21 protein-coding genes are annotated in these 26,905 nt (G+C 51.6%); 3 read left to right on the top strand and 18 right to left on the bottom strand.

From position 1 onward, the window contains the following. The first annotated feature begins 153 nt into the window (after window positions 1-153). On the top strand, window positions 154-1,242 hold the full coding sequence (gene ompF, locus E0D98_RS09435; RefSeq protein WP_000977920.1) for a porin OmpF: 1,089 nt from the start codon (window positions 154-156) through the stop codon (window positions 1,240-1,242). 184 nt (window positions 1,243-1,426) lie between these two features. Further along, window positions 1,427-2,617 carry an aspartate transaminase gene (aspC, locus tag E0D98_RS09440; protein ID WP_047086298.1) on the top strand — a complete coding sequence of 397 codons (1,191 nt, stop codon included), beginning with the start codon at window positions 1,427-1,429 and terminating at the stop codon, window positions 2,615-2,617. Between the two features lie 221 nt (window positions 2,618-2,838). Here the strand turns inward: aspC and gloC are convergent, their stop codons facing one another. The 7 genes from gloC to cmoM all read right to left on the bottom strand — a co-directional run bounded on the left by gloC (window position 2,839) and on the right by cmoM (window position 13,599). Further along, window positions 2,839-3,486 (bottom strand): hydroxyacylglutathione hydrolase GloC, encoded by a 648-nt coding sequence (gloC, locus tag E0D98_RS09445; RefSeq protein ID WP_001109487.1) that lies wholly within the window; start codon window positions 3,484-3,486, stop codon window positions 2,839-2,841. A gap of 26 nt (window positions 3,487-3,512) precedes the next feature. Continuing rightward, window positions 3,513-4,061, bottom strand: a complete 549-nt coding sequence (locus E0D98_RS09450) for a YcbK family protein (protein ID WP_001295932.1) — start codon at window positions 4,059-4,061, stop codon at window positions 3,513-3,515. Window positions 4,062-4,241: 180 nt separating this feature from the next. Then, on the bottom strand, window positions 4,242-6,089 hold the full coding sequence (ldtD, locus tag E0D98_RS09455; RefSeq protein ID WP_000925997.1) for a L,D-transpeptidase: 1,848 nt from the start codon (window positions 6,087-6,089) through the stop codon (window positions 4,242-4,244). 260 nt (window positions 6,090-6,349) lie between these two features. Further along, window positions 6,350-10,810 carry a chromosome partition protein MukB gene (gene mukB / locus E0D98_RS09460; protein WP_000572635.1) on the bottom strand — a complete coding sequence of 1,487 codons (4,461 nt, stop codon included), beginning with the start codon at window positions 10,808-10,810 and terminating at the stop codon, window positions 6,350-6,352. Then, a complete protein-coding gene (gene mukE, locus E0D98_RS09465; protein ID WP_001295347.1) occupies window positions 10,810-11,514 on the bottom strand; it encodes a chromosome partition protein MukE in 705 nt (234 codons plus the stop codon). The genes mukB and mukE overlap by 1 nt, the downstream gene beginning before the upstream one ends. After that, the gene (gene mukF, locus E0D98_RS09470; protein WP_001288850.1) at window positions 11,495-12,817 is read right to left on the bottom strand and encodes a chromosome partition protein MukF; all 1,323 of its coding nucleotides are present in this window, start codon (window positions 12,815-12,817) and stop codon (window positions 11,495-11,497) included. The genes mukE and mukF overlap by 20 nt, the downstream gene beginning before the upstream one ends. Continuing rightward, window positions 12,814-13,599 (bottom strand): tRNA uridine 5-oxyacetic acid(34) methyltransferase CmoM, encoded by a 786-nt coding sequence (gene cmoM / locus E0D98_RS09475; protein ID WP_001298300.1) that lies wholly within the window; start codon window positions 13,597-13,599, stop codon window positions 12,814-12,816. Before cmoM ends, mukF begins: the two co-directional genes overlap by 4 nt. 135 nt (window positions 13,600-13,734) lie before the next feature. On the opposite strand from cmoM, the gene elyC reads away from it, so the two are divergent. After that, on the top strand, window positions 13,735-14,514 hold the full coding sequence (gene elyC, locus E0D98_RS09480) for an envelope biogenesis factor ElyC (RefSeq protein ID WP_000899599.1): 780 nt from the start codon (window positions 13,735-13,737) through the stop codon (window positions 14,512-14,514). Here the strand turns inward: elyC and E0D98_RS09485 are convergent. The 11 genes from E0D98_RS09485 to ycaL form a co-directional block, all read right to left on the bottom strand. Then, window positions 14,491-15,384, bottom strand: a complete 894-nt coding sequence (locus tag E0D98_RS09485; protein WP_000436922.1) for a YcbJ family phosphotransferase — start codon at window positions 15,382-15,384, stop codon at window positions 14,491-14,493. The two genes, elyC and E0D98_RS09485, sit on opposite strands and share 24 nt — an antisense overlap. Before the next feature lie 153 nt (window positions 15,385-15,537). Then, window positions 15,538-16,284, bottom strand: a complete 747-nt coding sequence (gene kdsB / locus E0D98_RS09490; protein ID WP_000011589.1) for a 3-deoxy-manno-octulosonate cytidylyltransferase — start codon at window positions 16,282-16,284, stop codon at window positions 15,538-15,540. Continuing rightward, a complete protein-coding gene (ycaR, locus tag E0D98_RS09495) occupies window positions 16,281-16,463 on the bottom strand; it encodes a protein YcaR (RefSeq protein ID WP_000350058.1) in 183 nt (60 codons plus the stop codon). Before ycaR ends, kdsB begins: the two co-directional genes overlap by 4 nt. A gap of 51 nt (window positions 16,464-16,514) precedes the next feature. Beyond that, window positions 16,515-17,747, bottom strand: coding sequence for a crosslink repair DNA glycosylase YcaQ (ycaQ, locus tag E0D98_RS09500; protein WP_000056529.1), 1,233 nt, complete (start codon window positions 17,745-17,747; stop codon window positions 16,515-16,517). Window positions 17,748-17,783: 36 nt separating this feature from the next. Next, entirely contained in the window at window positions 17,784-18,770 is a 987-nt protein-coding gene (gene lpxK / locus E0D98_RS09505; protein WP_000570542.1) for a tetraacyldisaccharide 4'-kinase, read from the bottom strand. Beyond that, entirely contained in the window at window positions 18,767-20,515 is a 1,749-nt protein-coding gene (gene msbA / locus E0D98_RS09510; RefSeq protein ID WP_000551270.1) for a lipid A ABC transporter ATP-binding protein/permease MsbA, read from the bottom strand. The genes lpxK and msbA overlap by 4 nt, the downstream gene beginning before the upstream one ends. Window positions 20,516-20,551: 36 nt before the next feature. Then, on the bottom strand, window positions 20,552-22,816 hold the full coding sequence (locus tag E0D98_RS09515; RefSeq protein ID WP_000705700.1) for a ComEC family protein: 2,265 nt from the start codon (window positions 22,814-22,816) through the stop codon (window positions 20,552-20,554). Window positions 22,817-23,022: 206 nt separating this feature from the next. Beyond that, entirely contained in the window at window positions 23,023-23,307 is a 285-nt protein-coding gene (gene ihfB, locus E0D98_RS09520; RefSeq protein ID WP_000167336.1) for an integration host factor subunit beta, read from the bottom strand. Between the two features lie 159 nt (window positions 23,308-23,466). Beyond that, window positions 23,467-25,140, bottom strand: a complete 1,674-nt coding sequence (gene rpsA, locus E0D98_RS09525) for a 30S ribosomal protein S1 (RefSeq protein WP_000140327.1) — start codon at window positions 25,138-25,140, stop codon at window positions 23,467-23,469. Window positions 25,141-25,250: 110 nt separating this feature from the next. Beyond that, the gene (cmk, locus tag E0D98_RS09530; RefSeq protein ID WP_000125016.1) at window positions 25,251-25,934 is read right to left on the bottom strand and encodes a (d)CMP kinase; all 684 of its coding nucleotides are present in this window, start codon (window positions 25,932-25,934) and stop codon (window positions 25,251-25,253) included. A 172-nt stretch (window positions 25,935-26,106) separates the two neighbouring features. After that, a complete protein-coding gene (ycaL, locus tag E0D98_RS09535) occupies window positions 26,107-26,871 on the bottom strand; it encodes a metallopeptidase YcaL (RefSeq protein WP_001295345.1) in 765 nt (254 codons plus the stop codon). Between the last annotated feature and the right edge of the window lie 34 nt (window positions 26,872-26,905).

Here is a 26,905-nt window from a genome sequence, read left to right on the forward strand (position 1 = left end):
TTTCACGGTAGCGAAACGTTAGTTTGAATGGAAAGATGCCTGCAGACACATAAAGACACCAAACTCTCATCAATAGTTCCGTAAATTTTTATTGACAGAACTTATTGACGGCAGTGGCAGGTGTCATAAAAAAAACCATGAGGGTAATAAATAATGATGAAGCGCAATATTCTGGCAGTGATCGTCCCTGCTCTGTTAGTAGCAGGTACTGCAAACGCTGCAGAAATCTATAACAAAGATGGCAACAAAGTAGATCTGTACGGTAAAGCTGTTGGTCTGCATTATTTTTCCAAGGGTAACGGTGAAAACAGTTACGGTGGCAATGGCGACATGACCTATGCCCGTCTTGGTTTTAAAGGGGAAACTCAAATCAATTCCGATCTGACCGGTTATGGTCAGTGGGAATATAACTTCCAGGGTAACAACTCTGAAGGCGCTGACGCTCAAACTGGTAACAAAACGCGTCTGGCATTCGCGGGTCTTAAATACGCTGACGTTGGTTCTTTCGATTACGGCCGTAACTACGGTGTGGTTTATGATGCACTGGGTTACACCGATATGCTGCCAGAATTTGGTGGTGATACTGCATACAGCGATGACTTCTTCGTTGGTCGTGTTGGCGGCGTTGCTACCTATCGTAACTCCAACTTCTTTGGTCTGGTTGATGGCCTGAACTTCGCTGTTCAGTACCTGGGTAAAAACGAGCGTGACACTGCACGCCGTTCTAACGGCGACGGTGTTGGCGGTTCTATCAGCTACGAATACGAAGGCTTTGGTATCGTTGGTGCTTATGGTGCAGCTGACCGTACCAACCTGCAAGAAGCTCAACCTCTTGGCAACGGTAAAAAAGCTGAACAGTGGGCTACTGGTCTGAAGTACGACGCGAACAACATCTACCTGGCAGCGAACTACGGTGAAACCCGTAACGCTACGCCGATCACTAATAAATTTACAAACACCAGCGGCTTCGCCAACAAAACGCAAGACGTTCTGTTAGTTGCGCAATACCAGTTCGATTTCGGTCTGCGTCCGTCCATCGCTTACACCAAATCTAAAGCGAAAGACGTAGAAGGTATCGGTGATGTTGATCTGGTGAACTACTTTGAAGTGGGCGCAACCTACTACTTCAACAAAAACATGTCCACCTATGTTGACTACATCATCAACCAGATCGATTCTGACAACAAACTGGGCGTAGGTTCTGACGACACCGTTGCTGTGGGTATCGTTTACCAGTTCTAATAGCACACCTCTTTGTTAAATGCCAAAAAAACAGGACTTTGGTCCTGTTTTTTTTATGCCTTCCAGAGCAATCTCACGTCTTGCAAAAACAGCCTGCGTTTTCATCAGTAATAGTTGGAATTTTGTAAATCTCCCGTTACCCTGATAGCGGACTTCCCTTCTGTAACCATAATGGAACCTCGTCATGTTTGAGAACATTACCGCCGCTCCTGCCGACCCGATTCTGGGCCTGGCCGATCTGTTTCGTGCCGATGAACGTCCCGGCAAAATTAACCTCGGGATTGGTGTCTATAAAGATGAGACGGGCAAAACCCCGGTATTGACCAGCGTGAAAAAGGCTGAACAGTATCTGCTCGAAAATGAAATCACCAAAAATTACCTCGGCATTGACGGCATCCCTGAATTTGGTCGCTGCACTCAGGAACTGCTGTTTGGTAAAGGTAGCGCCCTGATCAATGACAAACGTGCTCGCACGGCACAGACTCCGGGGGGCACTGGCGCACTACGCGTAGCTGCCGATTTCCTGGCAAAAAATACCAGCGTTAAGCGAGTGTGGGTGAGCAACCCAAGCTGGCCGAACCATAAGAGCGTCTTTAACTCTGCAGGTCTGGAAGTTCGTGAATACGCTTATTATGATGCAGAAAACCACACCCTTGACTTCGATGCACTGATTAACAGCCTGAACGAAGCTCAGGCTGGCGACGTAGTGCTGTTCCATGGCTGCTGCCATAACCCAACCGGTATCGACCCTACGCTGGAACAATGGCAGACACTGGCACAACTCTCAGTTGAGAAAGGCTGGTTACCGCTGTTTGACTTCGCTTACCAGGGTTTTGCCCGTGGTCTGGAAGAAGATGCTGAAGGACTGCGCGCTTTCGCGGCTATGCATAAAGAGCTGATTGTTGCCAGTTCCTACTCTAAAAACTTTGGCCTGTACAACGAGCGTGTTGGCGCTTGTACTCTGGTTGCTGCCGACAGTGAAACCGTTGATCGCGCATTCAGCCAAATGAAAGCGGCGATTCGCGCTAACTACTCTAACCCACCAGCACACGGCGCTTCTGTTGTTGCCACCATCCTGAGCAACGATGCGTTACGTGCGATTTGGGAACAAGAGCTGACTGATATGCGCCAGCGTATTCAGCGTATGCGTCAGTTGTTCGTCAATACGCTGCAGGAAAAAGGCGCAAACCGCGACTTCAGCTTTATCATCAAACAGAACGGCATGTTCTCCTTCAGTGGCCTGACAAAAGAACAAGTGCTGCGTCTGCGCGAAGAGTTTGGCGTATATGCGGTTGCTTCTGGTCGCGTAAATGTGGCCGGGATGACACCAGATAACATGGCTCCGCTGTGCGAAGCGATTGTGGCAGTGCTGTAAGCATTAAAAACAATGAAGCCCGCTGAAAAGCGGGCTGAGACTGATGACAAACGCAACATTGCCTGATGCGCTACGCTTATCAGGCCTACGCGTCCCCTGCAATATTTTGAATTTGCACGATTTTGTAGGCCGGATAAGGCGCTCGTGCCGCATCCGGCATAAACAAAGCGCACTTTGCCAGAAATCCAGGCCCGCATTAAAAGCGGGCTTTTTTATGTGCCTTACCAGACGGGCATTTCGTCTTGCAGGAAGGGATTATGCAGGCGTTCATAACCAAGTGTGGATAATGGTCCGTGACCCGGAATAAATGTCACGTCATCCCCCAGTGGCAGCAATTTATCTTTGATTGAAGAAATCAGTTGATTATGATCGCCACGCGGGAAGTCACTGCGCCCTACTCCGCCTTTGAAAATAACATCGCCAGAAATCAGCAGCTTTGCCCGATCATCAAAAAACACGACATGACCCGGCGTATGCCCAGGGCAATGTAACACCTGTAAAGTCACATTCCCTATGCTGATGGTATCGCCTTCGTTCAGCCAACGATCTGGCGTCAGCGGCTGGCACTCTTCCAGACCAAACATACGACTTTGCGCAGGCAAGCCTTGCAGCCAGAACTCATCTTCTTTTTCCGGGCCAAAAACCGGCACGCCGTAATGTTGCGCCAGTTCCGCCGCTGCGCCAACGTGGTCCAGATGACCATGCGTCAGCAGGATCTGCATCAGTGTCAGGCCGCTGTCATCAACTTCCTGTTTGATTTTTTCCGCATCGCCGCCAGGATCGACCAGTGCGGCCAGACGGGTTTGTTCACACCAGATTAATGAACAGTTCTGGGAGAATGCGGTGACCGGAATAATACGATAGTTCATACTGCCCCTGTTTCGTTAAGCAATTACTACCAGTGCCGTGCTGGCCCGGTATCAATATGCACAAAGTTACTACGTGGATAATATCCTACACCACCTGCGCGCATAGATAACGCGGCTTTGCGAATATTGCTTAACGCGATACCTTCAATATGGAAATCCATCGCCTGGCCTTTAGTGTGATAGCTTTTCTTCGCTACTCCACGGCTGCGGGCGCGTAGTTCATTGTTGGTATCAATAGAACGATAACCGGAAATGAGTTGCACCGGTTTGCGCGTGCCTAACAACCCTTGCAGGCGATACAACTGGTCGAATAATCCTGGGTCGATGGACTTTATTTTGTTCGCGCGGTAATCGCGGAAAAAATGGTTAAGTTTTGCCAATTCTTCCTGAATATAGCCTCTGCCATCGAAAAACTCCGCTTTGATTGACTCTCCGGTATGAAGATTATTGAGTGTCAAAATGCGCGGGCGTGGGGTAGAGAGTGTTGCAAACGCAGGGGTCGGCAGGATGGCGGCACCGAGTGCAACGCCACCAAGCGCCAGCAATTTGCGGCGATTAGCGTCGAATTTGTCCATGATAATCAAGTCTACAGGTCAATGTTATCGTTTATATGCACTTCTGGCGCACAAGAGGCACCTTAACCGCCCGTAAAGCAGACGTCAAGATGACTCAACCCCAGCAGTGACGGGGGCTGCAGAGAATCGCCCCCAATCATGCTAATTATTACGACAACTGATTTCCCCGAACTACTTCATTTACCTGATTAATTGTTCCGCTTTCGATACGATTTGCGAGCTGGATCGCGCAGGCAGATCATAATTGTAAATATCTGTACGATACTGGGTACGACCATCTGCACCAACAAAGGCCGTCAGGTAGTAGAGATTCACCGGAATCGACTGCCGAATATTGACGTAACGTGTATCACCCTGCTTCAGCGCATCAGAAATACGTTTGTCATTCCAGCCTGCATCCTGCAACAGCATATTCGCCAGATCGGAAGCTTTATTCACTCGTACACAGCCTGAGCTCAATGCGCGTGTATCACGCTTGAACAGATTGTGGTTCGGCGTGTCATGCAAATAAATGGCCTCTGAACTCGGCATATTGAATTTATAGCGCCCCAGCGAGTTCCGTGGGCCTGGAGCCTGCTGGAAGCGGAACGGTAAATTCGAGGCCGTGATTGTAGACCAGTCAACCTGCCATGGGTCAATCGCTTCTCTGCTGTTCCAGCCGCGCATCACCGTATAGCCATGGCTTTCGAGATATCCCGGATCGTTGCGCACTTTTGGCAGAATATCTTTGCGTGCCAGAGTTGGAGGTACGTTCCACGGCGGGTTTACCACTACGTTGTTAAGGGCACTGCTCATCATCGGCGTTTTGCGATCGGGGCGACCGACAATGACTCGCGAATCCAGCACCTGATTGCCGTTCTGATAGTAGACCAGCGAATAGGCCGGAATGTTAACCATGATCCCGGTAGAAAGCTCTGTTGGCAGCAAGCGCAATCGCTGGATGTTGAGAGCCAACACGCCAGCACGCTGGGCGGGCGTTACGTTTAACCAGTCACGTGTTGCCGGGCCAATAGCACCATCTGCCCCCAATCCTTGCCATGCCTGAAAACGTTTAACGGCTTCCACCAGTTCATTATCGTAGGCGGCACGAACGGCAGGCGCAGGTTTACTACGAGACGTCGTTTGCTTGTCCATCGGCTTAGTTTCTGCTGTTTCAACAGTAACAGCGGATGGGCTGACTACCGCGTCAGTTGGCGTGTCATCGCCAGGTAGAGTAATTTTCGGCCCCCCGTCCAACATGCCTGTGCGTTGCAATATTTCGCGCAACGCCGGTACGTCGTTACTCCACTGCCCTGGGCGCAACGTTGCTTTGCCGGTCAGTTGGGGCCACGGTTTGGTGTCACTGAGTAAGGCCAGTAACGATTCATGCATCGCCGCATATTGCGGATGCTGCGGTGCCAGTCCTGCAACAAACGTAGGCAATTGACCTTTATCCAGCGCCAGCTGCCATTGGTTAATCACCGAGAGCGGCGGCGTTGCAAGTGCATAAGGTTTACTGCTATATAGCCAGCGAGTGCCTTTGACCGGAATATTTGCAATGAAATGGAGATAGCCCATCATCGCATCAGAGAGCACTACGTCGCGTGCCATCCCGTTAACACCAGGATCGGTCAGTAACTCTACCCATTTATTAAACTGCGGCTGGAAACCGGCAATCGCCACCTCTGCCAGCTGTTGCTGGAAGGCTTTAACAGCATCACGGTTTTCCCACATGGGTTGCATATCGCGTGCGGCATACAACAGTTGAAGCTGGTTAAGATAAACCGGCTTGTAACCTGCGGGTAATTGAGATTCGATTTGCGTGCGGGCTTTTTCTGCCGCACCTTCAGGCAATGGCTGGATCCCCGCCATTATTGCCGTGGCTTGCGCCTGCGGCAGTGCCTCGCCCTGTTCACTGACAGCCACCGGGCTGTCGCCAGGGATTACTTCAGGCTCATCGGCCTGCGCATTGAACAGTGGAGCGAATGTTACGGCCAGGCACAAACTGATTGCCGACAGCCGACGACCACACATCATATTAAGCAACATCCCTTGCCCCCTGTTTTTATCATACTCTGAATAGCCAGGCTGTTATTTTACGACTTGCCTGTACAACGCCAATACTCACGAAAGTATGACGAGCAAGCCTGTTACTCATCAGGCTTATCTTCAGTATATAAACGCCGATACGTTTTTACATAACCTAATGTAAAGAAGTTTAAAGAAAAGCGCGCCGTAATGTGCCACTTTTTTAGTGCGGAAACGGAGTTTTCGGAAAAAGAAAAGGCGGCATTGCTGCCGCCTTAATTTTAACTCGCCTGAGAAGGCGCTTCGTCACTTCCTGGAAGCGTTTCAGGGAGTTGCGGCGCAAATCCTCGCAGGCCGACGACGTGAACGTGTTCGGTATTCTGGAAGACTTTACGCACCAGTTTATAGGTGGTGCCTTTCTCCGGGCTGATATTTTCCGGCGCTGCGATGATGAGCTGCATTTGCAAACGCTCACACAATTCAAACAGCGTGGCGATAGAACGAGCATCCAGTCGCGCTGCTTCATCGAGGAACAGCAGGCGGCAAGGAGAGATATCTTTACCGCGCAGGCGGCGAGATTCATCTTCCCAGCTTTGTACCACCATCACCAGAATCGACATACCGGTACCAATCGCCTCACCGGTCGACAATGCACCAGACTCTGCGCGCAACCAACCATCGGAACCACGGTTAACCTCAACTTCCATTTCCAGATAGTTGCGGTAATCCAGCAGTTCTTCGCCAATGGTCTGCGGCGTGCGCTGTCCCATATCAATCTGCGGATTAAGACGCTGATACAATTTCGCCAACGCTTCCGAGAAGGTCAGACGGTTGCTGTTAAACAGATCCTGATGCTGCTCGTGCTGTTCAGAGAGCACATCCAGCAGCATGGCGTGCGTTTCACGCACGTTCACGTTGAGGCGCACGCTGTTCACCTGACCAAACGATACGTTCTGCAACCCCTGGTTGAGCATACGGATACGGTTCTGCTCGCGCTGAATGGTTTTGCGAATGATGTTCGCCACGCTGCGGGAACTGATCGCCAGTTTCTGTTCACGGGAGGTTAATTCTTCGGTCAGACGGCTAAGTTCGATCTCCATCTGTTCGATAGCTTCCACCGGATCATCGGTACGAATAATATCCTGACGAATACGTTCACGCAGATGCTGATAAACCGCCACGAAGAACTGAATTTTACGCTCCGGACGTTTCGGATCTTCCGACATGCGCAGCACGTCGCGCAGATGTTCGTTATCCGCCACCGCCAGACGCAGCGCACCCAATGCCTTATCCGACATAGAGCGCAAATCATCAGCGGAGAGATAAGCCAGCTCACGACGGTGTAAGCGGCGCTCAACGCCGTTATCTTTCACCATGCGCATCACCGCACACCAGCCCGCTTTGGCGGTCACTACCTGCTCGCGCATCTCAAAGTAATCCCGCTCCAGCTTGCGCAGTTTGCGGGTCAGGTTGTCCATCTCCGCTTCGCAGAAGGTAAGCGCTTTTTCCAGTTGATTGCGGCGTGAACGGTTATTGCTCAGTTGCGCATGCAGCTCGTCACGGCGAATACGCGCCCGCTCTTCTGCCCCGCTATCAGCACGCACGCCGATATCCTGCAATTCACGTTGCAGATCGTTGAGTAGCTCTTTTTTGGTGTCGTAAGAACTTTTCAGCGAAGCCAGCACCTGGTTGTACTGACTCAACTGCGCTGCGTGACCACGCAACGCTTCACGAGCGCGAGTACGCTCCGCTTCCGCCTGTTCCAGACGTTCACGCAGCTTTTCGTTGAGATCGCTATTACCGCTCAGCATTTCTGCCGAGTCAGAATAGCTAAAGTGCGCACGACGCTGCACCACTTCCGTCAGGGCAAACGCCTGCTGACGGGCATCGCGCTGCATCTGCTGAGAGTACGCGTAATCTTCTTTTAGCTGTTCGAACTGTTCCGGGTCGCTCTGCAATACCGAAACGATCGGTTCCAGTTTCGCCAGTTGATTGCCAAACTGCTGAACAAAACGCGCGGCTTCCTGGGCTTCATCCAGACGTTCGCGGATTTCATCGACGCGATCCGCCAGGCTGTCATCAGCCAACAGGTTGAGACGCGGCAGAATGCGGTTCAGCGCCGTAACGCCTTCTTTCGCCTGCTCAAACTGAATACGCTGCTGCTGGTTATCATTTTCATGATTACTCAACGCCCGCTCCAGTTCGACGCGACGGCTGTTCAGTTGACGGATTTCTGCTTCCGGGTCAGACTCAAACGCAACCGCCAGATGACTGCCGATAAAGCGGCTGAACGCCTGATGCAGACGCTGAGTTTTCTGTACATCAAAGGAGAGCGTGGCGAAGCGTTCGGAAAGCACTTCACGCTCGGCATGGAGGCTTTCAATACGGCTTTCACGCGCAGCACGACCAAACAGCGGCACTTCCGGGAAACGTGAATAACGCCACTGACGATCGGCGATTTTCACCACTACCGCTTTTTCCAGCTCATCAACGCTGAACACGCTGTCATCGAATGACTGCGGATCTCCTTCGATCAGATAGAGATCTTCCGGGCAATCGGTCAAGCCTTCCAGGTGTTCAGTTACCTGTGACAGATCTGGCACCACGATGGCGTGGCGTGACGGGCCATACAGCGCTGAGAAGTACGGCGCATCTTCCAGGCTAACGTCGTCATAAATTTCTGACAGCAGCACGCCGCCAAAACGCTCCGCCAGCGCGTTCAGACGCTGATCTTCAGAGCCGCCAGGCTGGCTTAAACGTTCGATCTCTTCATCGACAGCGTTTTTGCGCGCGCCCACTTCATCGCGTTCAACAATCGCCTCTCGCTCACGCTCCAGCAACTGTTGCAGATATTCGGTGACGTCCTGGCTGGAGGTAAACTCTTCACCGCACTGCTCGCTCAACTGGTTGAGACTGTTTTGCGCTGCCAGCCAAACCGGCGCACGCTGCATCAAACTCTGAATGCGAGACTGCAGCTGTTCCTGTTCCTGGCGCAGTGCCATGCGCTCTTCACGGGCGTTAGACACGCTATCGGAAAGAGAGGCAATGCGCGCTTCCAGCTCCTGATGCAGAGCTTCCAGTTCATCAATATCAAAATTCTTGCCCTGACGTTTGCAGAAGTCTGCCAGCAGGCGTTCGGCTTCTTGCTGCTCGCGCAGACGCTGTTCCAGTTCACTTAAGCGCATCCGCAACGGTTGAACCTGCTCTGCCAGGTGACGCTGATCGACCCCTTCGCGCAATAGTTCGCGAGCGACATCCCACGCCTCGTTACGCGCCAGCGGGCCGTTGATTGCCACCACCAGCTGATAAGCCTGCTCAAACTGGCTGTGCGCGGTTTGCGCCATGCTCATTTTCTGCTCAAGAGAGAGCATTTTTTCAGTCGCTTCCAGCTCTTTCGCCTGGAAGGTTTCCAGCCATTCGGCGGCGCAGTCGGCGGTTAAGTCCGGCAGATGGCACAGTTCTTTGGCACGATTAAGCGCAGCAATCGCCTGGTTATACTGGATCGCGCGCGTTTGCTGGACGTCCAGCGCCTGCTGGTAGTCAGCAAGCTGGCTTTTCAGCTCGTCCACTTCCAGTTCGGCAGCTTCCGCACGAGCCTCATTCTCTTCCTGGCGTTCGATGGCTTCTGCCACCACTTCATTTTGCTCTTCCAGACGGATCTGCAGCTCATCGAGATCCGCTTCGTAGCGTTCGATCTTCTCCTGCTGACGCAGTGCGGTTTGCACCAGGTTCAGGTGATCACTGGCCGCCTGATAATCCGCTTCCAGATCGCCTTCGGCACCGTTGTGCTCTGCCAGCTCACGCGCCATATCGACGTGTTTGTACTGCTCAGCCGCCAGTTGCTGACGCGAAGTATGTAGCTCGCGACGAAACTCCAGGGCTTTGTCGAGATGGACACGGCGCTCGTTGGCGTGACGCATGTAGTCCGCCGCCACGTAGTTGGTGGCTTCGCTGATCAGATGCTTAAACAGGTCGCGGTCCGACTGGGTGACACGAATCGCTTCCAGCGTCATACGGTTTTCACGCAGCGCCGCTTCCATGTCCTGGAACGCTTTACGCACGCCGCTGTTTTCCGGCAACAGGTAGTCGCGCAGAGAACGGGTAATGGCACTGGAGATCCCGCCATACAGCGAAGCTTCGATCAGACGATAGAATTTGCTACGGTCAGATGCGGAGCGCAGACGACGCGCGATGATGCCCAGATCGAACATCAGCGAGTGGTAATCAGTAATGGAGTTGAACTGTTTAAACTGCACGCCTTCCATCGCCTCGAGCTTGTCTTTCAGCTCGTTAAGCGGCAGCACGCGCGCCTGGCGTTCGTTCAGGGTTTCGGTCACCAGCTGTGTCGGCTGCACCGACATCGGCAGTCCCTGAATGGCAAACGGCTTGATATCCACTTTACGATCGCGTCCGGCAACCTGTTGCAGACGCACACCGACCACCACGCGCTGGTGGCGCGAGTTAATGGTGTCGAGCATCGAATAACAGACACCCGCTTTCAGCTTACCGTGCAGACCTTTATCGCGCGAACCGCTGGTGGCCCCGGCTTCCGTAGTGTTACGGAAATGCAGCAGGGTCAGGTCGGGGATCAGCGCCGTAACGAACGCCGCCATGGTGGTGGATTTACCCGCCCCGTTACCGCCAGAAAGCGTCGTGACCAGCTCGTCAAGGTCAAAAGTTCGGGCAAAAAAGCCGTTCCAGTTAATCAGCGTCAGTGAGCGAAATTTACCGCGTTCAATCATTATTCTTCCTCTCCGCTATCTGGCTGATTCTCTTCGGTTTCATCGTTTAGTTGCAGATGATTTTCAATCGGCATTGCTTCGCCATCACGAATCAGGCGACGCTGTGCTTCACGGGGATCGTCGCCAGCACGCACATCGGCTCCGAAGCGGAACACCGATTCGGTAATGCGAAACTTGCTGCTGTCGTGGCCCATAAACCACACCATGCCTAAACGACGCAGACGGTTGAGCGAAGAACGTACTTTCTCCTGCAACTTCTGACGGTCAACGTCTGAACCGGTTGAACGGTTGTTCACCAGTTTCAGCAGTTTTGCTTCATCGGCCAGGGTGAGCAGTTCGTCGTACAGTTCCTGCTGGGTGAAAATCCCCTCATTCGCCAGCCGTTCCGGGCTGAGATAGAGATAACAGAGGATTTTCCCGACCATCATATCCAGTTCCGACAAGACGGAACGAGGGATCAGCGTGGTGGAACGTGGGCGTAAATAGAAGAACCCTTCTGGTGCGCGAATAAGCTCAACGTTATAACGCGCGTAAAACTCTTCCAGATATTCCTGAAAATCCATCAGGAATGCATGATTATCCAGTTCGTCGAGGCCAATATGGCGGCCTGAACGTAAGGCGCTGTCCAGCGCCGGAAATAACGGATTCGCCAGCGCCTGCGCCAGCTTAACCGGCATCACTTGTTCAATATTTGTCGATGACATGCGCCTGTACCTTGGCTCCGTAATCATTAATCGGCTGCCATTTCGCTGGCAGTCCGGTGAAATCTGCTTGCGCTACGCCAAGACGTACCGCCTGATCAATAACAATGCGCGCAACGTCAAAGTGACGTGCACGCGGATACTGTGACAGATATTCGCGTACCACCAGACCAAGATCCAGCGGCACTTGTCTGGTTTTGTACACGGCAAGTTGTTCTTCGATGATCGCCGCCAGCTGTTCGCGGATCTCGTTAAACTCTTCGTATTCCAGATCCTCAGGAAGTTCCCCAGTCACTTCTTCATCGCGCAGTGCCATCTCTTCGTCACGCATATCCAGCAGACGATCGGCATTGGCATAAGTTAGCGCCCACGGCTCATCAAAATAGGTTTGTACCGACTGACGTAACCGCTGAGCAAAGACGCGGTTTTTATCCATATCGATCGCGGTACGAATAAATTTGTGTACGTGGCGGTCGTAGCCAATCCACAAGTCGATGGATTGTTGGCCCCAACTGATAATACGATCGAGTTTGCTCTGCAGATCGAACACCAGACGATCGACGAAATGCAGATCGTCATGGGTCATCGTCGCATCCTGAATGCGCAACAGATTAGCCTGCAATTTGTCGCCTGCCGCTTCCAGCGTATCCTGCAATTCACGCAGCGTTCCGGAAGTTTCCGAAAGCAACAATTCACAGCTGGAAATCGCCGCCCGCCAGTCTTTGTTCAGCAACTGGGCGATATCGTCCTTCACCTGCTGCTGCTGTTCGTCCATCAGACGTTGCGTCAGGTCGATACTGTCGAAAATTTCTGCTACCGAATATTTCAGTGGCGCATAGACATTACGGTGCCAGTGAAATTCATCACCGCCCTCTTCGGCGGCATCTGCTGCGCGTTTGAGCTCACCCGCCACAATCGACAACTGCATAGAAAGACGCAGCGTAGAAAACTCGCGCTGACGGATGTAGTAGTCAGTAATGCCGATGCCGAGCGGCGTCAGACGGTAAATTGCGTTCCCTTCCGCCTGCTCGCTGGTAAAGCGGTTCAGCAGACGTTGACGCACCATGTCGTTGATCGCGTTATTGGCGCGCACGCCGATGGTTTCGCTGGTTTGCTCAAACGCATCACTCACATGGCGGAATGCATCCACCAGCTCGCCTTCACTCATCTCACCATCCAGACGCTCGCCGTTCAGCGTGGCAACCGCCAGCAGAAAAGAGAGTCGGTCTACCGGCAGCGAGATGGAGAAGTCATTTTTTCTGGCCCAGGCAACCAGTTCGGGGACTGTCTGGGAAAATTCACTCATACTTTATCCTTGCTCTGCGGTTTGCGCGCGGTGACATGAATATAACGCCCCAGGGTAATATACGGTTCCTGACGGCAATAACGCGTTTCTAATTCAAGTAATGCTTCATAGCAGTCGCGCTGCTGGTGCTTCTCGCGCAGATAATCATGAAACACGCGAACGCCTGTCTTACCCATAATTTGCCAACCAGCTTCTTCCAGCCACAGATAAACCTGCGCCGGGTCGCGTGGATAATCTGGCGAAAGCGTCCGTTTTTTCTTTTTCGGCATTCCCGCCTGCACGTAATCAAAATTCCCGGCGACCATGTTATGCATCAACAAACCATGCGCATTGTAGAACATTAACGACAACACGCCGCCTGGACGCAACACTGACCACAGGGTCTGCAATACACTGCGGGGATCGGCCACCCACTCGAGCACCGCATGGAACAATATCAGATCAACGGGCGTTTCCAAATGCGAAGCAACATCCTGAGCGGCGCAATGTATAAATTGCATGTTGTCGCTCACACCTTTTGCTTCTGCCGCCTGTTTTGCGCGGTCGATCATCTGCGCAGAAAGATCGCATAAAATGACCTGATGCCCACGCTCGGCCATTTTGATTGCGGTCTGCCCTTCTCCACCGCCAGCATCCAGCACACGCAGTTTTTGCGGGCCCATTTCCGCCAGCACGCGATCGAGATCCTGCCACAGAATAGCCTGTCGAAGCTGCCCTTTGGTGGTGCCGTAAATGTTACGGGAAAACTTTTCCGCAATATCATCAAAATTGCGATCCTGCATTGCTTTCTCCACCGGTTGGCTAAGACGTTTTCTGATAAAGACGCTATTTTGTCACAGCCACGGCGAGAATGAACCCGTCTGGTGTAATATCGCTGGCGATCCCTTGCTATATGGTTAAAAAAGGAACCAGAAAGGATGCTTTTTACACTGAAAAAAGTGATTGGCAATATGTTGCTGCCACTTCCGCTGATGTTGTTAATTATTGGCGCTGGCCTGGCGCTGCTGTGGTTTAGCCGTTTTCAAAAAACCGGGAAGATTTTTATTAGCATTGGGTGGCTGGCACTCTTGTTATTGAGTTTGCAACCGGTAGCCGACCGCCTGCTGCGTCCCATCGAAAGCACCTATCCGACATGGAATAATTCGCAAAAAGTGGACTATATCGTGGTGCTCGGAGGTGGTTATACCTGGAACCCGCAGTGGGCACCGAGCTCTAATTTAATCAATAACAGTCTGCCACGCCTGAATGAAGGTATTCGCTTATGGCGCGAAAATCCGGGATCAAAACTGATCTTCACGGGAGGCGTAGCAAAAACCAATACGGTGAGTACAGCGGAAGTAGGTGCCAGAGTTGCGCAATCGCTGGGCGTGCCGCGCGAGCAAATTATCACCCTGGATTTGCCAAAAGATACCGAAGAAGAAGCTGCGGCAGTGAAACAGGCGATTGGTGACGCCCCTTTCCTGCTGGTGACCTCCGCATCACATCTGCCGCGGGCGATGATCTTTTTTCAGCAGGAAGGGTTAAATCCGCTACCAGCCCCGGCGAATCAGTTGGCCATCGACTCGCCGCTTAATCCGTGGGAACGGGCAATCCCTTCTCCGGTCTGGCTGATGCATAGCGATCGTGTTGGCTATGAAACGCTTGGCCGCATCTGGCAGTGGCTGAAAGGTCCGTCAGGCGAGCCACGGCAAGAGTGATTTTGATGCCAGATCGAAGTTGCGCCGACTAAATCGTCCGGTATTAACCAGTTGCGCAACTTCATCCCATAACACATACAACCAACGCCGCCAGATGAACGACTCCGCCACTGGCGCGCGTTGCAGGTAACTCCAGAGCAAATCTTCCGCCAGAGAATTATCCATTAGTCGGAACAGTTCGTATTCTCGCGGTGCCCAAAGCATTAGTCCCGGCCCGACCATCGCCAGTAACTGATCGCTGCGCGAATCTTTCAGCATGCTGCGTAAACAGAAGTTACCGTGAATCAACACACAATTGTCGTTAAAGCCTTCAAATAATGCCGGGAGACATTCGCGAGTGCGAAACAGGATCCGCTTATCCTGCATCGTCAGACCGGTGTTATTGAACTGATTGAGCGTGGTCCATAGCACTTCAACATGTTGCCGGTACCATGAGGGCCAGAAATTTTCCTGAGTATTGTCGACCGCGCCGACGCAACCGCGACTGTCCTGACGGTGCCAGGCCAGTAAGGCTTCAACGATTTGGTCTTTGAGTTGTTCCCAGCGTTCTGGTGTTCGGGCTGGTGCCTCCACCGAAACACCACGCATCCGCTCCAGTAGCAGGACATCGGGGCCGGGGTGTTCTTCATGCGTCATCACACCATAAATAGTCGGCATACGGACAGTCCCACTTCTTGCCAGCATGGTGGTTTTCCATGCCAGTTGTCGGGCTTTTCCGGGCGTACTAAAGCTTCTTGCCATTAACGGCATTGGGTTTCCCTGGCTGTCATACAAAGCCCACAACGCCGTATCCGCTTTTTCATTGACGCACTCAATACGACTGAGTTTTTCGCCCAGTAAATGGCTTAATTCGGCACGCAGCTGTTCCATTCAGATTACCCTCATAAAAGCTACTGCTTTCATAATGAGCGCCAATATAAAAGATGTCACCTGAATGAGATCAATTGTTGAAAAGAAAAATTGAGGAAAATCGTAACGGTACGACACTCCTCCCAAAATTGGCTGAAGTGTCGTGAAGTGAAATTAGCGCATTTCAGCGCGAACGCGCTCAAGATCTTCAGGGGTATCCACACCTGTGCCAGGAACTTCCTGAGCAACAGCAACATGGATTTTTTCGCCGTACCACAGAACACGAAGCTGCTCTAACATTTCGATGTGTTCTAACGGACTTGCCTGCCAGTTGACGTAACGACGGATAAAGCCTGCACGGTAGCCATAAATACCAAGATGACGCAGGAAGTTATCGCCAACGGTTTCAAGGCCTTCTGCAAAACGATCACGATCCCAAGGAATGGTGGCGCGAGAGAAGTACAGTGCATACCCTTCAGCGTCGAGAACCACTTTCACCGCATTCGGGTTAAACGCTTCTTCCGCATTGTGGATTGGCACCGCCAGAGTCGCCATACCCACCTGACGCTGAGCGAGGTTATCAGCAACCTGACGAATGATTGTCGCAGGGATCATCGGTTCATCACCCTGCACATTAACGATCACCGTGTCGTCGCTGAATGCGCATTTTTCGACAACTTCCGCCAGGCGTTCTGTCCCTGACTGGTGATCGGCGCGCGTCATACATACTTCACCGCCAGCGGCTTCAACGGCGCGGGCGACATCCTCATGATCGGTTGCCACGATGATGCGATCGGCACCTGATTCGCGAGCACGTTCAAGAACATGAACAATCATGGGTTTGCCATTAATATCAACCAATGGTTTACCGGGCAGACGCGTTGACGCGTAGCGCGCGGGAATAATGACCACAAAACTCATGATTTACTCTCATCAGCAGTCAGCACGCGGGCTTCCGTTTCCAGCAACACTGGAATGCCATCACGCAGCGGGAAAGCCAGGTTGTCCAGTTTGCAAATAAGTTCTTGTTTTTCTTGGTTATACCAAAGTTTTCCGTTGCAAACCGGGCAGGCAATGATTTCAAGCAGACGATGATCCATAGTTCCTCCAGATGGATCGGGTTATGAATGCATAAATCTTATCATAATCATTTATGCGACGGGGTCTATTTCCCAGCCAGTGCGGCAATCAGTAAAGAGACCTTGCGGGCAGCGTCCTAATGTCACCCGCGTTGCCTGCTGCCAGCTCGCGAAATCAGTAATCGCCTGACGTAACCCTTTTTGCAGCATTGTCGTTGGTTTAATGCCTTCCTGTAACCACAGAGAGATAACTTCAAGGATGCCTGTCTGGCGATGCATTTTGGCATCCATTCGCCCAACTAATTGCCCACGATGTAATAATGGCAGAACAAAATAGCCATACTGGCGTTTCGGCGCTGGGGTATAGCACTCCAGCCGGTAGCTAAAATCAAAAAGCTGCTCTGCGCGTTTGCGATCCCAGACAACAGGATCAAAAGGCGAAAGTACCGCGCTGTGCGTTGCAGTGAGCTTTCCGGCCAGCGCACGCTCGAGTAGCGGCAGCAAATCAGCATGCAGCCAAAGATTGCCCAATTTTTCAACATGCACAGCAATGATTTGCTGCTGTTCAGCCCTCGCTTCGCGCCACGCCGCCAGTGCCGGACGTTTCAGCCGATAGTAATCTGCCAGCCACTGTTCGCGGAATATTCCCAGGCTACGCGCACTGTTATCCAGCATGATGATTTCTGCTTCTGTTTGCGAAACGAGATCGCGCTCATCATCCCAGTCAGGCATGACACGGTGGGTTAAATCATAAACGCGCTGGAAGTTGCGCCGTTCAATCACCATCACCTTTCCGGCAGTAAATAAACCTTCCAGATGCCGTTTATGCGGCTTCCATTCCCACCAGCCGCTTGCACCTTTACGAGGATGCTCAAAATCGGCTGAACGTACCGGCCCCTTATCATGAATATGCTGAATTAACTGTGCAATTTCCGCCTCATGTTCCTGCATCCAGGCGTCTTTGTATTTCCAGCCCATTTTTTCAGGTGCCAGCATGCGGTGGCGAATAAGACGAAAGTCGCTGCGTGGCATAAAGCAGGCTTCATGCGCCCAGTATTCCATTAATTCGCCACGCGCCAGAGACTCATCCAGCCACTGGGCAGGATAATTTCCCAGACGACTGAAAAGCACCAGATATGGACTACGGGCAACAATATTGATGGTATCGATTTGCAGCAAGGACATGCGGGAGATCGTTGCCGGAATATCCTCCAACGACGCTCGACGGCGGGGTTTGTTTAACAGGCCTTGTGCGGCAAGGTGAAGATTACGCGCATCAGCAAGGGAGAGGTGCGGCAGCGACATTCATGACTCCATCAATCGAACGCTGCCGCGGCGTAACTAGTTGCCAGAAGCCAGCGAGGTTAGTTGCGTAAGCAGTTTCGCTGGTTCATCACCTGAAAGCTGTGCGTCTACAGGCAAATACCACCAATTTTCTTCTGCAAAGGCCCGGCATTTCACCGCATCTTTTTCAGTCATTACCAGCGTTTGCCCGGTGCTTACCAACGCGCTGACATCCGCATGGTTCAAAGACTGATGATCGGCCAGCGGTACACATTTTTCCGGTTGTACGCCGCACATCTTCAGCGTGGCAAAAAAGCGCGGCGGATGCCCAATCCCTGCCATCGCCACCACATGTTCAAGCTGAGCAACATCACAACGCGTACCGGTACGTAAATTCACCGCCTGACCCGGCAGCAGATGCATGGGGATTTCACCGCTGCGGGGGACACCGCCGTTGACGATTACCGCATCAACTGACTTTAAGCGCCCCGCTCGCTCACGCATTGGCCCCGCCGGCAACCACCAGCCATTGCCAAAGCGACGCACACCATCAATAACGACAATTTCCACATCACGCGCCAGACGGTAATGCTGTAAACCGTCGTCGGTTACAATGATCTGCACATCAGGGTGTTGCGCCAGAATGGCTTTTACCGCATCAGAACGAACGGGAGAAACCGCAACAGGCGCATCAGTGCGTTGATAAATCAACACAGGTTCATCACCCGCCTGTGCTGTTGTGGTATCTGCCGACAATAACAGCGGATAAGATTCAGCCTTACCACCATATCCCCGCGATACGACCCCCACGCGAATTCCGCGCTGTTGCAACTGTTCCACCAGCCAGACAACGACCGGGGTTTTTCCGTTGCCGCCTGCGGTGAGATTACCAACCACGACAACCGGTACGGGGGCACGCCAGGCGCGCTTCAGTTTTAGTTTATAGCAAAGACGGATCGCGCCACTCACCAGGCCATACAACCAGGAGAGTGGCAGCAATAGCCGCCACAAAGGGGATTCACCAGACCAGATTTTTTCGATCATTGGCCAAACTGCATTTTGTGAAGTTGCGCGTAAACGCCGCGGTGCTCAAGCAAATCGTTATGCGTACCGCGTTCCACAATGACACCATCCTCGACGACCACGATTTCGTCTGCCTTTTCAATGGTAGACAAGCGGTGGGCAATCACCAGAGAGGTACGGTTTTTCTGCAACTCATCCAGTGCCGCCTGAATCGCACGTTCGGATTCGGTATCCAGAGCCGAGGTAGCTTCATCCAGAATCAGAATCGGGCTATCACGCAGCAAGGCTCGAGCGATAGCAATACGCTGACGCTGACCGCCAGAGAGCAGCACGCCGTTTTCACCAATCACTGTATCGAGACCGTTATCCATCTTATTGATGAAGTCCATGGCGTAGGCCATACGCGCCGCTTCTTCAATTTGCTCACGGCTGTACTGTTCAGTCCGTGCGTAAGCAATGTTGTTAGCAACCGTATCGTTAAACAGATGGACATTCTGCGACACCAGAGCAACCTGGTTACGTAACGACGCCAGGGTATACTCGCGCAGATCGTGACCATCCATCAGGATTTCGCCTTCATCAATATCGTAAAAACGAGTGATCAGGCTGGCGATGGTTGATTTACCTGAACCAGAGCGTCCAACCAGAGCAACCGTCTTCCCTGCCGGAATTTTCAGGTTGATGTTACGCAATGCAGGTACGTCACGTCCCGGATAAGTAAAGGTGACATTGCGGAATTCCACGTCGCCAGTCGCACGCTCGATCACGCGCTTACCTTCGTCTTTCTCCTGCTCACTGTCCAGAATGGTAAACAGCGTCTGACAAGCCGCCATACCGCGCTGGAACTGGGCGTTAACGTTGGTCAGTGATTTCAGCGGACGCATCAGTGCAATCATTGAAGAGAAAACAACGGTAATCGTACCGGCAGTCAGGCTATCCATGACACTTGGGAAGCTCGCCGCATACAGAACAAACGCCAGCGCCAAAGAGGCGATCAGCTGAATGATCGGATCAGAGATGGAAGAGGCTGAAACCATTTTCATCCCCTGAAGACGCATTCGGTTGCTGACTTTATCAAAGCGTTTCGTTTCCACTTCCTGACCACCGAAAATCAATACTTCTTTGTGGCCCTTCAGCATTTGTTCGGCGCTGGTGGTCACCTGCCCCATGGTGTTCTGCATGTTTTTACTGATGTTGCGAAAACGCTTCGATACTACGCGAATCGCAATCGAAACAATCGGTGCCAGCACAATCAAAATGATCGACAGTTGCCAACTGTAATAGAACATCATGATGAACAGGCCGATGATTGACGCACCTTCACGCACAACCGTTATCAGTGCGCCGGAAGAAGAAGAAGCAACCTGTTCGGAATCGTAGGTGATACGTGACAACAGCGTCCCCGTTGACTGTTTGTCAAAAAATGAAACCGGCATTCCCATCATGTGACCAAACAGGCGGCGACGCATGGTCATTACCACCTTTCCTGATACCCAGGAGATACAGTAGCTGGAGACATAGCTGGTGATACCACGTAAAATCATCAGCCCGATCACCACCAGCGGCATCCACACCAGCACGGAGCGATCTGTTTTACCAAAGCCATCATCAAGAAGTGGCTTAAGGAGCGATAACATGAAGGTATCGCTGGCTGCGTTGAGGATTAACGCTACGCCCGCCACGATCAGACCCGCTTTAAAAGGCGCAATGGTTGGCCACAGTCGGCGGAACGTCTGCCACGTAGAGAGATCTTTGTCGTTATGCATTCAAAAAACCAGCATTTGTTGAAATAGCCGCATATTCTACCCGTTATCCACTGGCACGCCAAACCACTGATGATACCAACGAGGTAAAATTTGCTCTCTGAGGCTGCTAATCCGCCAGCCTTGCGCTGAAAAATTGACCGTCACTTGACCCTGATGTGGAGTATCAAGCCATTGATATCCTTGCTGTTGATAGCGATGCTTAACTTTATTAGAGGGCAATCGCCATGCGTTATAGCGCGATGCCGATGCGAGTGCCACTTTTCCATTCACTCGCTGAATTAATGGCAACGATGATGAGGTATTACTGCCATGGTGAGGTACCTGAAGCAATGTTGTCTGCACTTGCTGCCAGTAACGGCTTAGCATCTTTTGTTCAGCGGGGACTTCAATATCACCGGTTAGAAGAATGCTATTCGTCCCGTCATCAACCTTAACCACACAGGAATGGTTATTTCCTTTATCGTTGCTAGCTTGTAAAGGCCAGTGCACGCTGAAACGCAATCCTTGCCATTGCCACGCTTCGCCACGCACACAGGGCTGATGATGTTCCCAGTTTAACGGACTTCTGATCCATAACATCGGCCATGTGTGCAATATTGAGTCCAGCCCTCCCCGGTGATCCAGATGTTCATGACTCAGAATAACGCCTTCCGGTTCAAGATTATGCCAGTGGAGCCAGGGGATAATCAGTTGTTGCCCACTATCCCCTTCGGGCCAGGCCAGTCCTGTGTCATAGAGAATCGCTTTGCCGTTTCTGGCTATCACCATTGCCAGCCCTTGCCCGACATCAAGCATGTACACCTGCCACTCGTCAGGTCGAGGTTTTTGCCACAGCGGCCAGCACATCAGCAAGCCTACAGCCACACACATTGCTGGCAACGTTCGCCAGGCGTTTAATCGCCATACCACCAGTAAGAACCATGGGGAAAATGATAGCCATTGCCAACGTTCAGCAATGTTGATCCACCCTTCTGGCAAACTCTTTAACCCCCAGAAAAGTAAAGCCAAAGACCGGTCGGCAAGAAACCATAACCCTTGCTCCAGGATTAACGGCCCGCTTAAATGCACAACCATCGCGGCGAGGATCAACGGAACCGTGATAAATGTCACCAAGGGAATTGCTAATAGATTTGCAATAAACGAGGTCAAACTAATGCCATGAAATATGACGATTTGCACAGGCATAAGCAGGAGTGTGATTCCCAGTTGCAAATGAATGAGGGAAACAACTGCACGCAATACCGGCGGCAGTTGCCACTCAGGACAGGGAAACCACTGGTACCAAAAAATCAGTGCCGCGACCGCAGCGGCAGAGAGCCATAAACTTTGCGAGAGAATGGCAACAGGATCCATCAGCAAAATTGCCGCCAGACAACATATCCATACATCCCAGCCACTCCACTGTCGCCCACTTAACTTAAGCATTCCCCACGTAGCAAGCGCCACCACGGTACGCAATGCAGGAGGTTGCATTCCCGTCAACCAGGCATAAAAAGCAGCACAGCAGATTCCACCAATTAATGGCATTTGCCAGTGGATCCAGCGCCCAGGCAGATAAACTTGCCCACCGCGAATGAGTCCGGCAGCCAGCAACGCCGCAAAAGCGATGTGCAATCCCGATATCGCCATTAAATGCGCCGTTCCAGTATCACGCATGATATTTTTGATTTCTTTGGGGACGGATAACCGTTCCCCCATACCTAAACCAAGAATAACCGCATTCCACATATAGGGTTGCAGCGTTGTTTGTAGTGACGCCAGATACTGTGCACGCAGGCTACAATTCGGTTCAATAACACTTGCCTGCAGAAAGCGGCCGGTGAGCGGTTGATGCTGGGCAATGGCATAACGCTGGCTATCAAAGCCGCCATCATTAAGTTGGCCATGAACCGCACGAACTTTGAGTTTCATTGACCATTGTTGTCCAGCACAAACCGCTTGCGGAAGATATTCGCCATACAGCACAAGGCCTGGCGCAGGGAATATACGTCGACCTTGTAGATGAGTAATTTGACCGTAATGAGTGGTCATGCCGTCAGTTGCAGTGATCTCAACAATTGCATCCTGCGTCGCGCCAGTTAAGGTTTCTCCTGCCCACAAAATTTGCTTTGCTGATAATATGCCCCAAACGAAAAACAGCAACGTCAGCGCGATATAACGGACGGTTTTAACAGGGATAAATGCCAGTACGCAGGCGAAGAGAGTCAGAAACGCAAGGGTTAATGTCCCAGGCAATTGGGGCAAAATCAGCAACGGAAAAATTCCGCAAATTATGCATACGCCGACTGTCGTTATTTTCATGCACCCCTCCCTGTTTATGGAAAGTGTGCAACTTTGTTGAGCGGTTGTCTGGTGGGAATTTTGCGTTCCCCGAGGCACATTCAGAAGAATTTAACGAAAGGGTGAAAACTGCTCAAAACTCTGCGAGGCAGCTTCCAGTTCCTGATTAGAGAAATGAAAAAAGCACCCGACAGGTGCTTTTCTCGCGTTCAAGTTTGAGTAAAAACTTAACCGTAAATATTGGCGCGATCGCGCAGTTCTTTACCAGGTTTAAAGTGAGGAACGTATTTTCCTTCCAGTTCTACTTTATCGCCAGTCTTCGGATTACGTCCGGTACGTGGTGCGCGGTAGTGCAAAGAGAAACTGCCGAAACCGCGGATTTCAATACGCTCGCCCTGCGCAAGAGTCGAGGCCATATGCTCCAGCATCTCTTTTACTGCATCTTCAACCGTCTTGGCGGGAATGTGCGATTGCTGGGTGGCAAGTCTTTCTATCAATTCTGACTTGGTCATGATTCCTCCGGTTCCTTAAAGGCAAATTAAGCGGCTGCTGTTGCTGCATTGATTAAGGGCGGCCGTAGCCGCCCTTAGTGCTTGATTACAGGACGAAACCTGCAATCTGTCAAGTAAACTCAACAAACTTCGGAATAAAAATCCCGAAGAGTCAGAGAATTACTCGCCTTTAGCTGCTTTGAAAGCTTCAGCCATTGCGTTGTTGGAGAAGTTTGCATCTTCCTGTTTGTTAACAGTTGCGATTGCATCTTTCTCGTCAGCTTCGTCTTTCGCACGAACAGACAGGCTGATTGCGCGGTTTTTACGATCAACGCCGGTGAATTTAGCTTCAACTTCGTCGCCAACGCTCAGAACCAGGGTAGCGTCTTCAACGCGGTCACGGGATGCTTCAGAAGCACGCAGGTAACCTTCAACGCCGTCAGCCAGTTCTACGGTTGCGCCTTTAGCGTCAACTGCAGTTACTTTACCGGTTACGATAGCGCCTTTCTTGTTCAGAGCAACCCAGTTGTTGAACGGATCTTCTGCGAGCTGTTTAACGCCCAGGGAGATACGTTCACGTTCTGCGTCAACCTGCAGAACAACTGCAGCGATTTCGTCGCCTTTTTTGTATTCACGAACTGCTTCTTCGCCTGCAACGTTCCAGGAGATGTCAGACAGGTGAACCAGGCCGTCGATGCCGCCGTCCAGGCCGATGAAGATACCGAAGTCAGTGATAGACTTGATTTTACCTTCAACACGGTCGCCCTTGTTGTGGGTTTCCGCGAACTGCTGCCACGGGTTAGCTTTGCACTGTTTCAGACCCAGGGAGATACGACGACGTTCTTCGTCGATATCCAGAACCATAACTTCCACTACATCGCCAACGTTAACAACTTTGGACGGGTGGATGTTTTTGTTGGTCCAATCCATTTCGGAAACGTGTACCAGGCCTTCAACGCCTTCTTCGATTTCAACGAAGCAGCCGTAGTCGGTCAGGTTGGTCACGCGACCAGTCAGTTTGGTACCTTCCGGATAACGTTTAGCGATAGCTACCCACGGATCTTCGCCCAGCTGTTTCAGGCCCAGAGATACACGGGTACGTTCGCGGTCGAACTTCAGCACTTTAACAGTGATTTCGTCGCCCACGTTGACGATTTCGCTCGGATGCTTAACGCGTTTCCAGGCCATGTCAGTGATGTGCAGCAGGCCGTCAACGCCGCCCAGATCAACGAATGCACCGTAGTCAGTGAGGTTCTTAACGATACCTTTAACTTCCATGCCTTCCTGCAGGTTTTCCAGCAGCTGATCGCGCTCTGCGCTGTTTTCGGATTCGATAACGGCACGACGAGAAACAACAACGTTGTTGCGCTTCTGATCCAGCTTGATTACTTTGAATTCAAGCTCTTTGCCTTCCAGGTGCAGAGTGTCACGCACCGGACGAACGTCTACCAGAGAACCTGGCAGGAACGCACGAATACCGTTCAGCTCAACAGTGAAGCCGCCCTTAACTTTGCCGTTGATAACACCGGTAACAGTTTCAGCATCTTCGTAAGCTTTTTCCAGCGTGATCCAGGCTTCGTGACGTTTAGCTTTCTCACGGGACAGCAGAGTTTCACCGAAGCCGTCTTCTACTGCGTCCAGAGCAACGTCAACTTCGTCACCTACCTGGATTTCCAGCTCGCCCTGGGCGTTTTTGAACTGCTCAGCCGGGATGGCGGACTCAGATTTCAGACCAGCGTCAACCAGTACTACGTCTTTGTCGATAGCAACAACAACGCCACGAACGATAGAACCCGGGCGGGTTTCGATTTCTTTTAAGGACTCTTCAAAGAGTTGAGCAAAAGATTCAGTCATGTTTAATCTTCAGGTTTATATTTAACGTCCACCTGGCTCCATGCCGGATGGGGTTGTTTAACATACCCGCTGTCATTCCATTGCAACGGGGGTACTGCAAATTCGGTCGCTTATGCGAGAGCCAATTTCTGGCGCGCGTATTGTAGCGCTTTTTCAATCACTTGCTCAATGCTTAAGGTGGTGGAATCCAACACTAAAGCATCGGCTGCCGGAACCAGTGGCGCTACCGCTCGGTTACGATCGCGGTCGTCGCGTTCTTTGATCTCGGCCAAAAGGCGCTCAAAGTTAACACTAAAGCCCTTCTCCTGCAACTGTAGCATGCGGCGATGCGCTCGTTCTTCCGAGGAGGCGTCAAGGAAAATTTTCACTGGCGCATCAGGGAATACCACCGTTCCCATGTCGCGGCCATCGGCAATCAGGCCTGGTAATTCGCGAAACGCGCGTTGGCGACGCAATAATGCTTCACGAACGCGTGGGAATGCCGCGACTTGTGAAGCTGCATTCGCCACTTCCTGAGTACGAATTTCGCCGCTGACATCTTCCCCTTCGAGGATCACTTCCAGATTGCCATTGGTTGACACAAAACGTACATCCAGATGGGATGCCAGCGGTACCAGCGCATCTTCTGACGCAACATCAACATGGTGATGTAATGCCGCCAATGCCAGTACGCGATAAATTGCACCCGAATCCAGCAGATGCCATTGCAATGCTTCCGCCATAGCCTTACACAAGGTGCCTTTCCCTGCACCGCTTGGGCCATCAATGGTAATAACCGGGGCAATTGCCGTCATCTTTATCTCCTTAAAACAGGCGTACCGTTAACATAACCGCGCGCATTATACGCGCCGACGCCACAAATCGTTAACGTTGTGTGCAAAAACCAGTTTTGTCTGTATTCAGATGGGGATTTATTGCGCAATTATAGCGGGCTGGCAGAAGACCAGCCCGAAAGATGACAATGATTTACTTACCAGAGGCGATACGATCACGGATGTGTTGCGCACGCTCTGTTGATGGTGGGTGAGAGTCAAACATGGACTGGGTGCGACCGCCATCCAGACTAGCCAGTTTTTCAAAGCTGCCAACCAGCCCCTGGGTGCTGATGCCACGTTTCTTCAACAGATCAAAGGAGAAATCATCTGCTTCGGACTCTTTATCACGGGAGTATTTAGCATTAATAGCGCCTTCTGCGATATCACCCAATTGTGAGCGGGAAAGCTGGGAAGCCACTCCGCTGGTAGCTGAAATGGCATCGCGTGCGGCAACGATCGCATAAGAAGCTTTCATTTCAGCCAGCGAGTGACCCAACGCGACGTGGCCCAGTTCATGGCCCAGAACACCTTCAATTTCGTTGTCATTCATCATGTCCATCAGGCCACTGTAGACACGGACACAGCCGTTCGCCATCGCCCATGCGTTGACGTCGCTGGTCATATAAACCTTATAGTTGACCGGCGTGCCATTAATATTGTTACCCAATGCTTTGGCGATTTTTGCCAGACGTTTACCGTACTTGCTGGATTTACTTGCGACTTGATTGCCGCTGTCCATTTCGGCACAGCCCTGATTGGCAATCGCTTTTGCATCGGCATCGCTTAATGTTGCTGCTTTATAGGCATTTAAACCGGAGCTGATAGCCATATTGGTATCAATACCGTGGGTATTTTGACACCCTGTCAGTAATGCTGCAGAGGTCGCAATCGCCAGCAGTAATTTAGTATTCTTCATGTGAATCATCCGTTGATTAATCATATATAAATAT

The sequence above is a fragment of the Escherichia sp. KCJ4928 genome, from assembly GCF_004352695.1.
In the GTDB taxonomy this organism is placed as follows: domain Bacteria; phylum Pseudomonadota; class Gammaproteobacteria; order Enterobacterales; family Enterobacteriaceae; genus ECMA0423.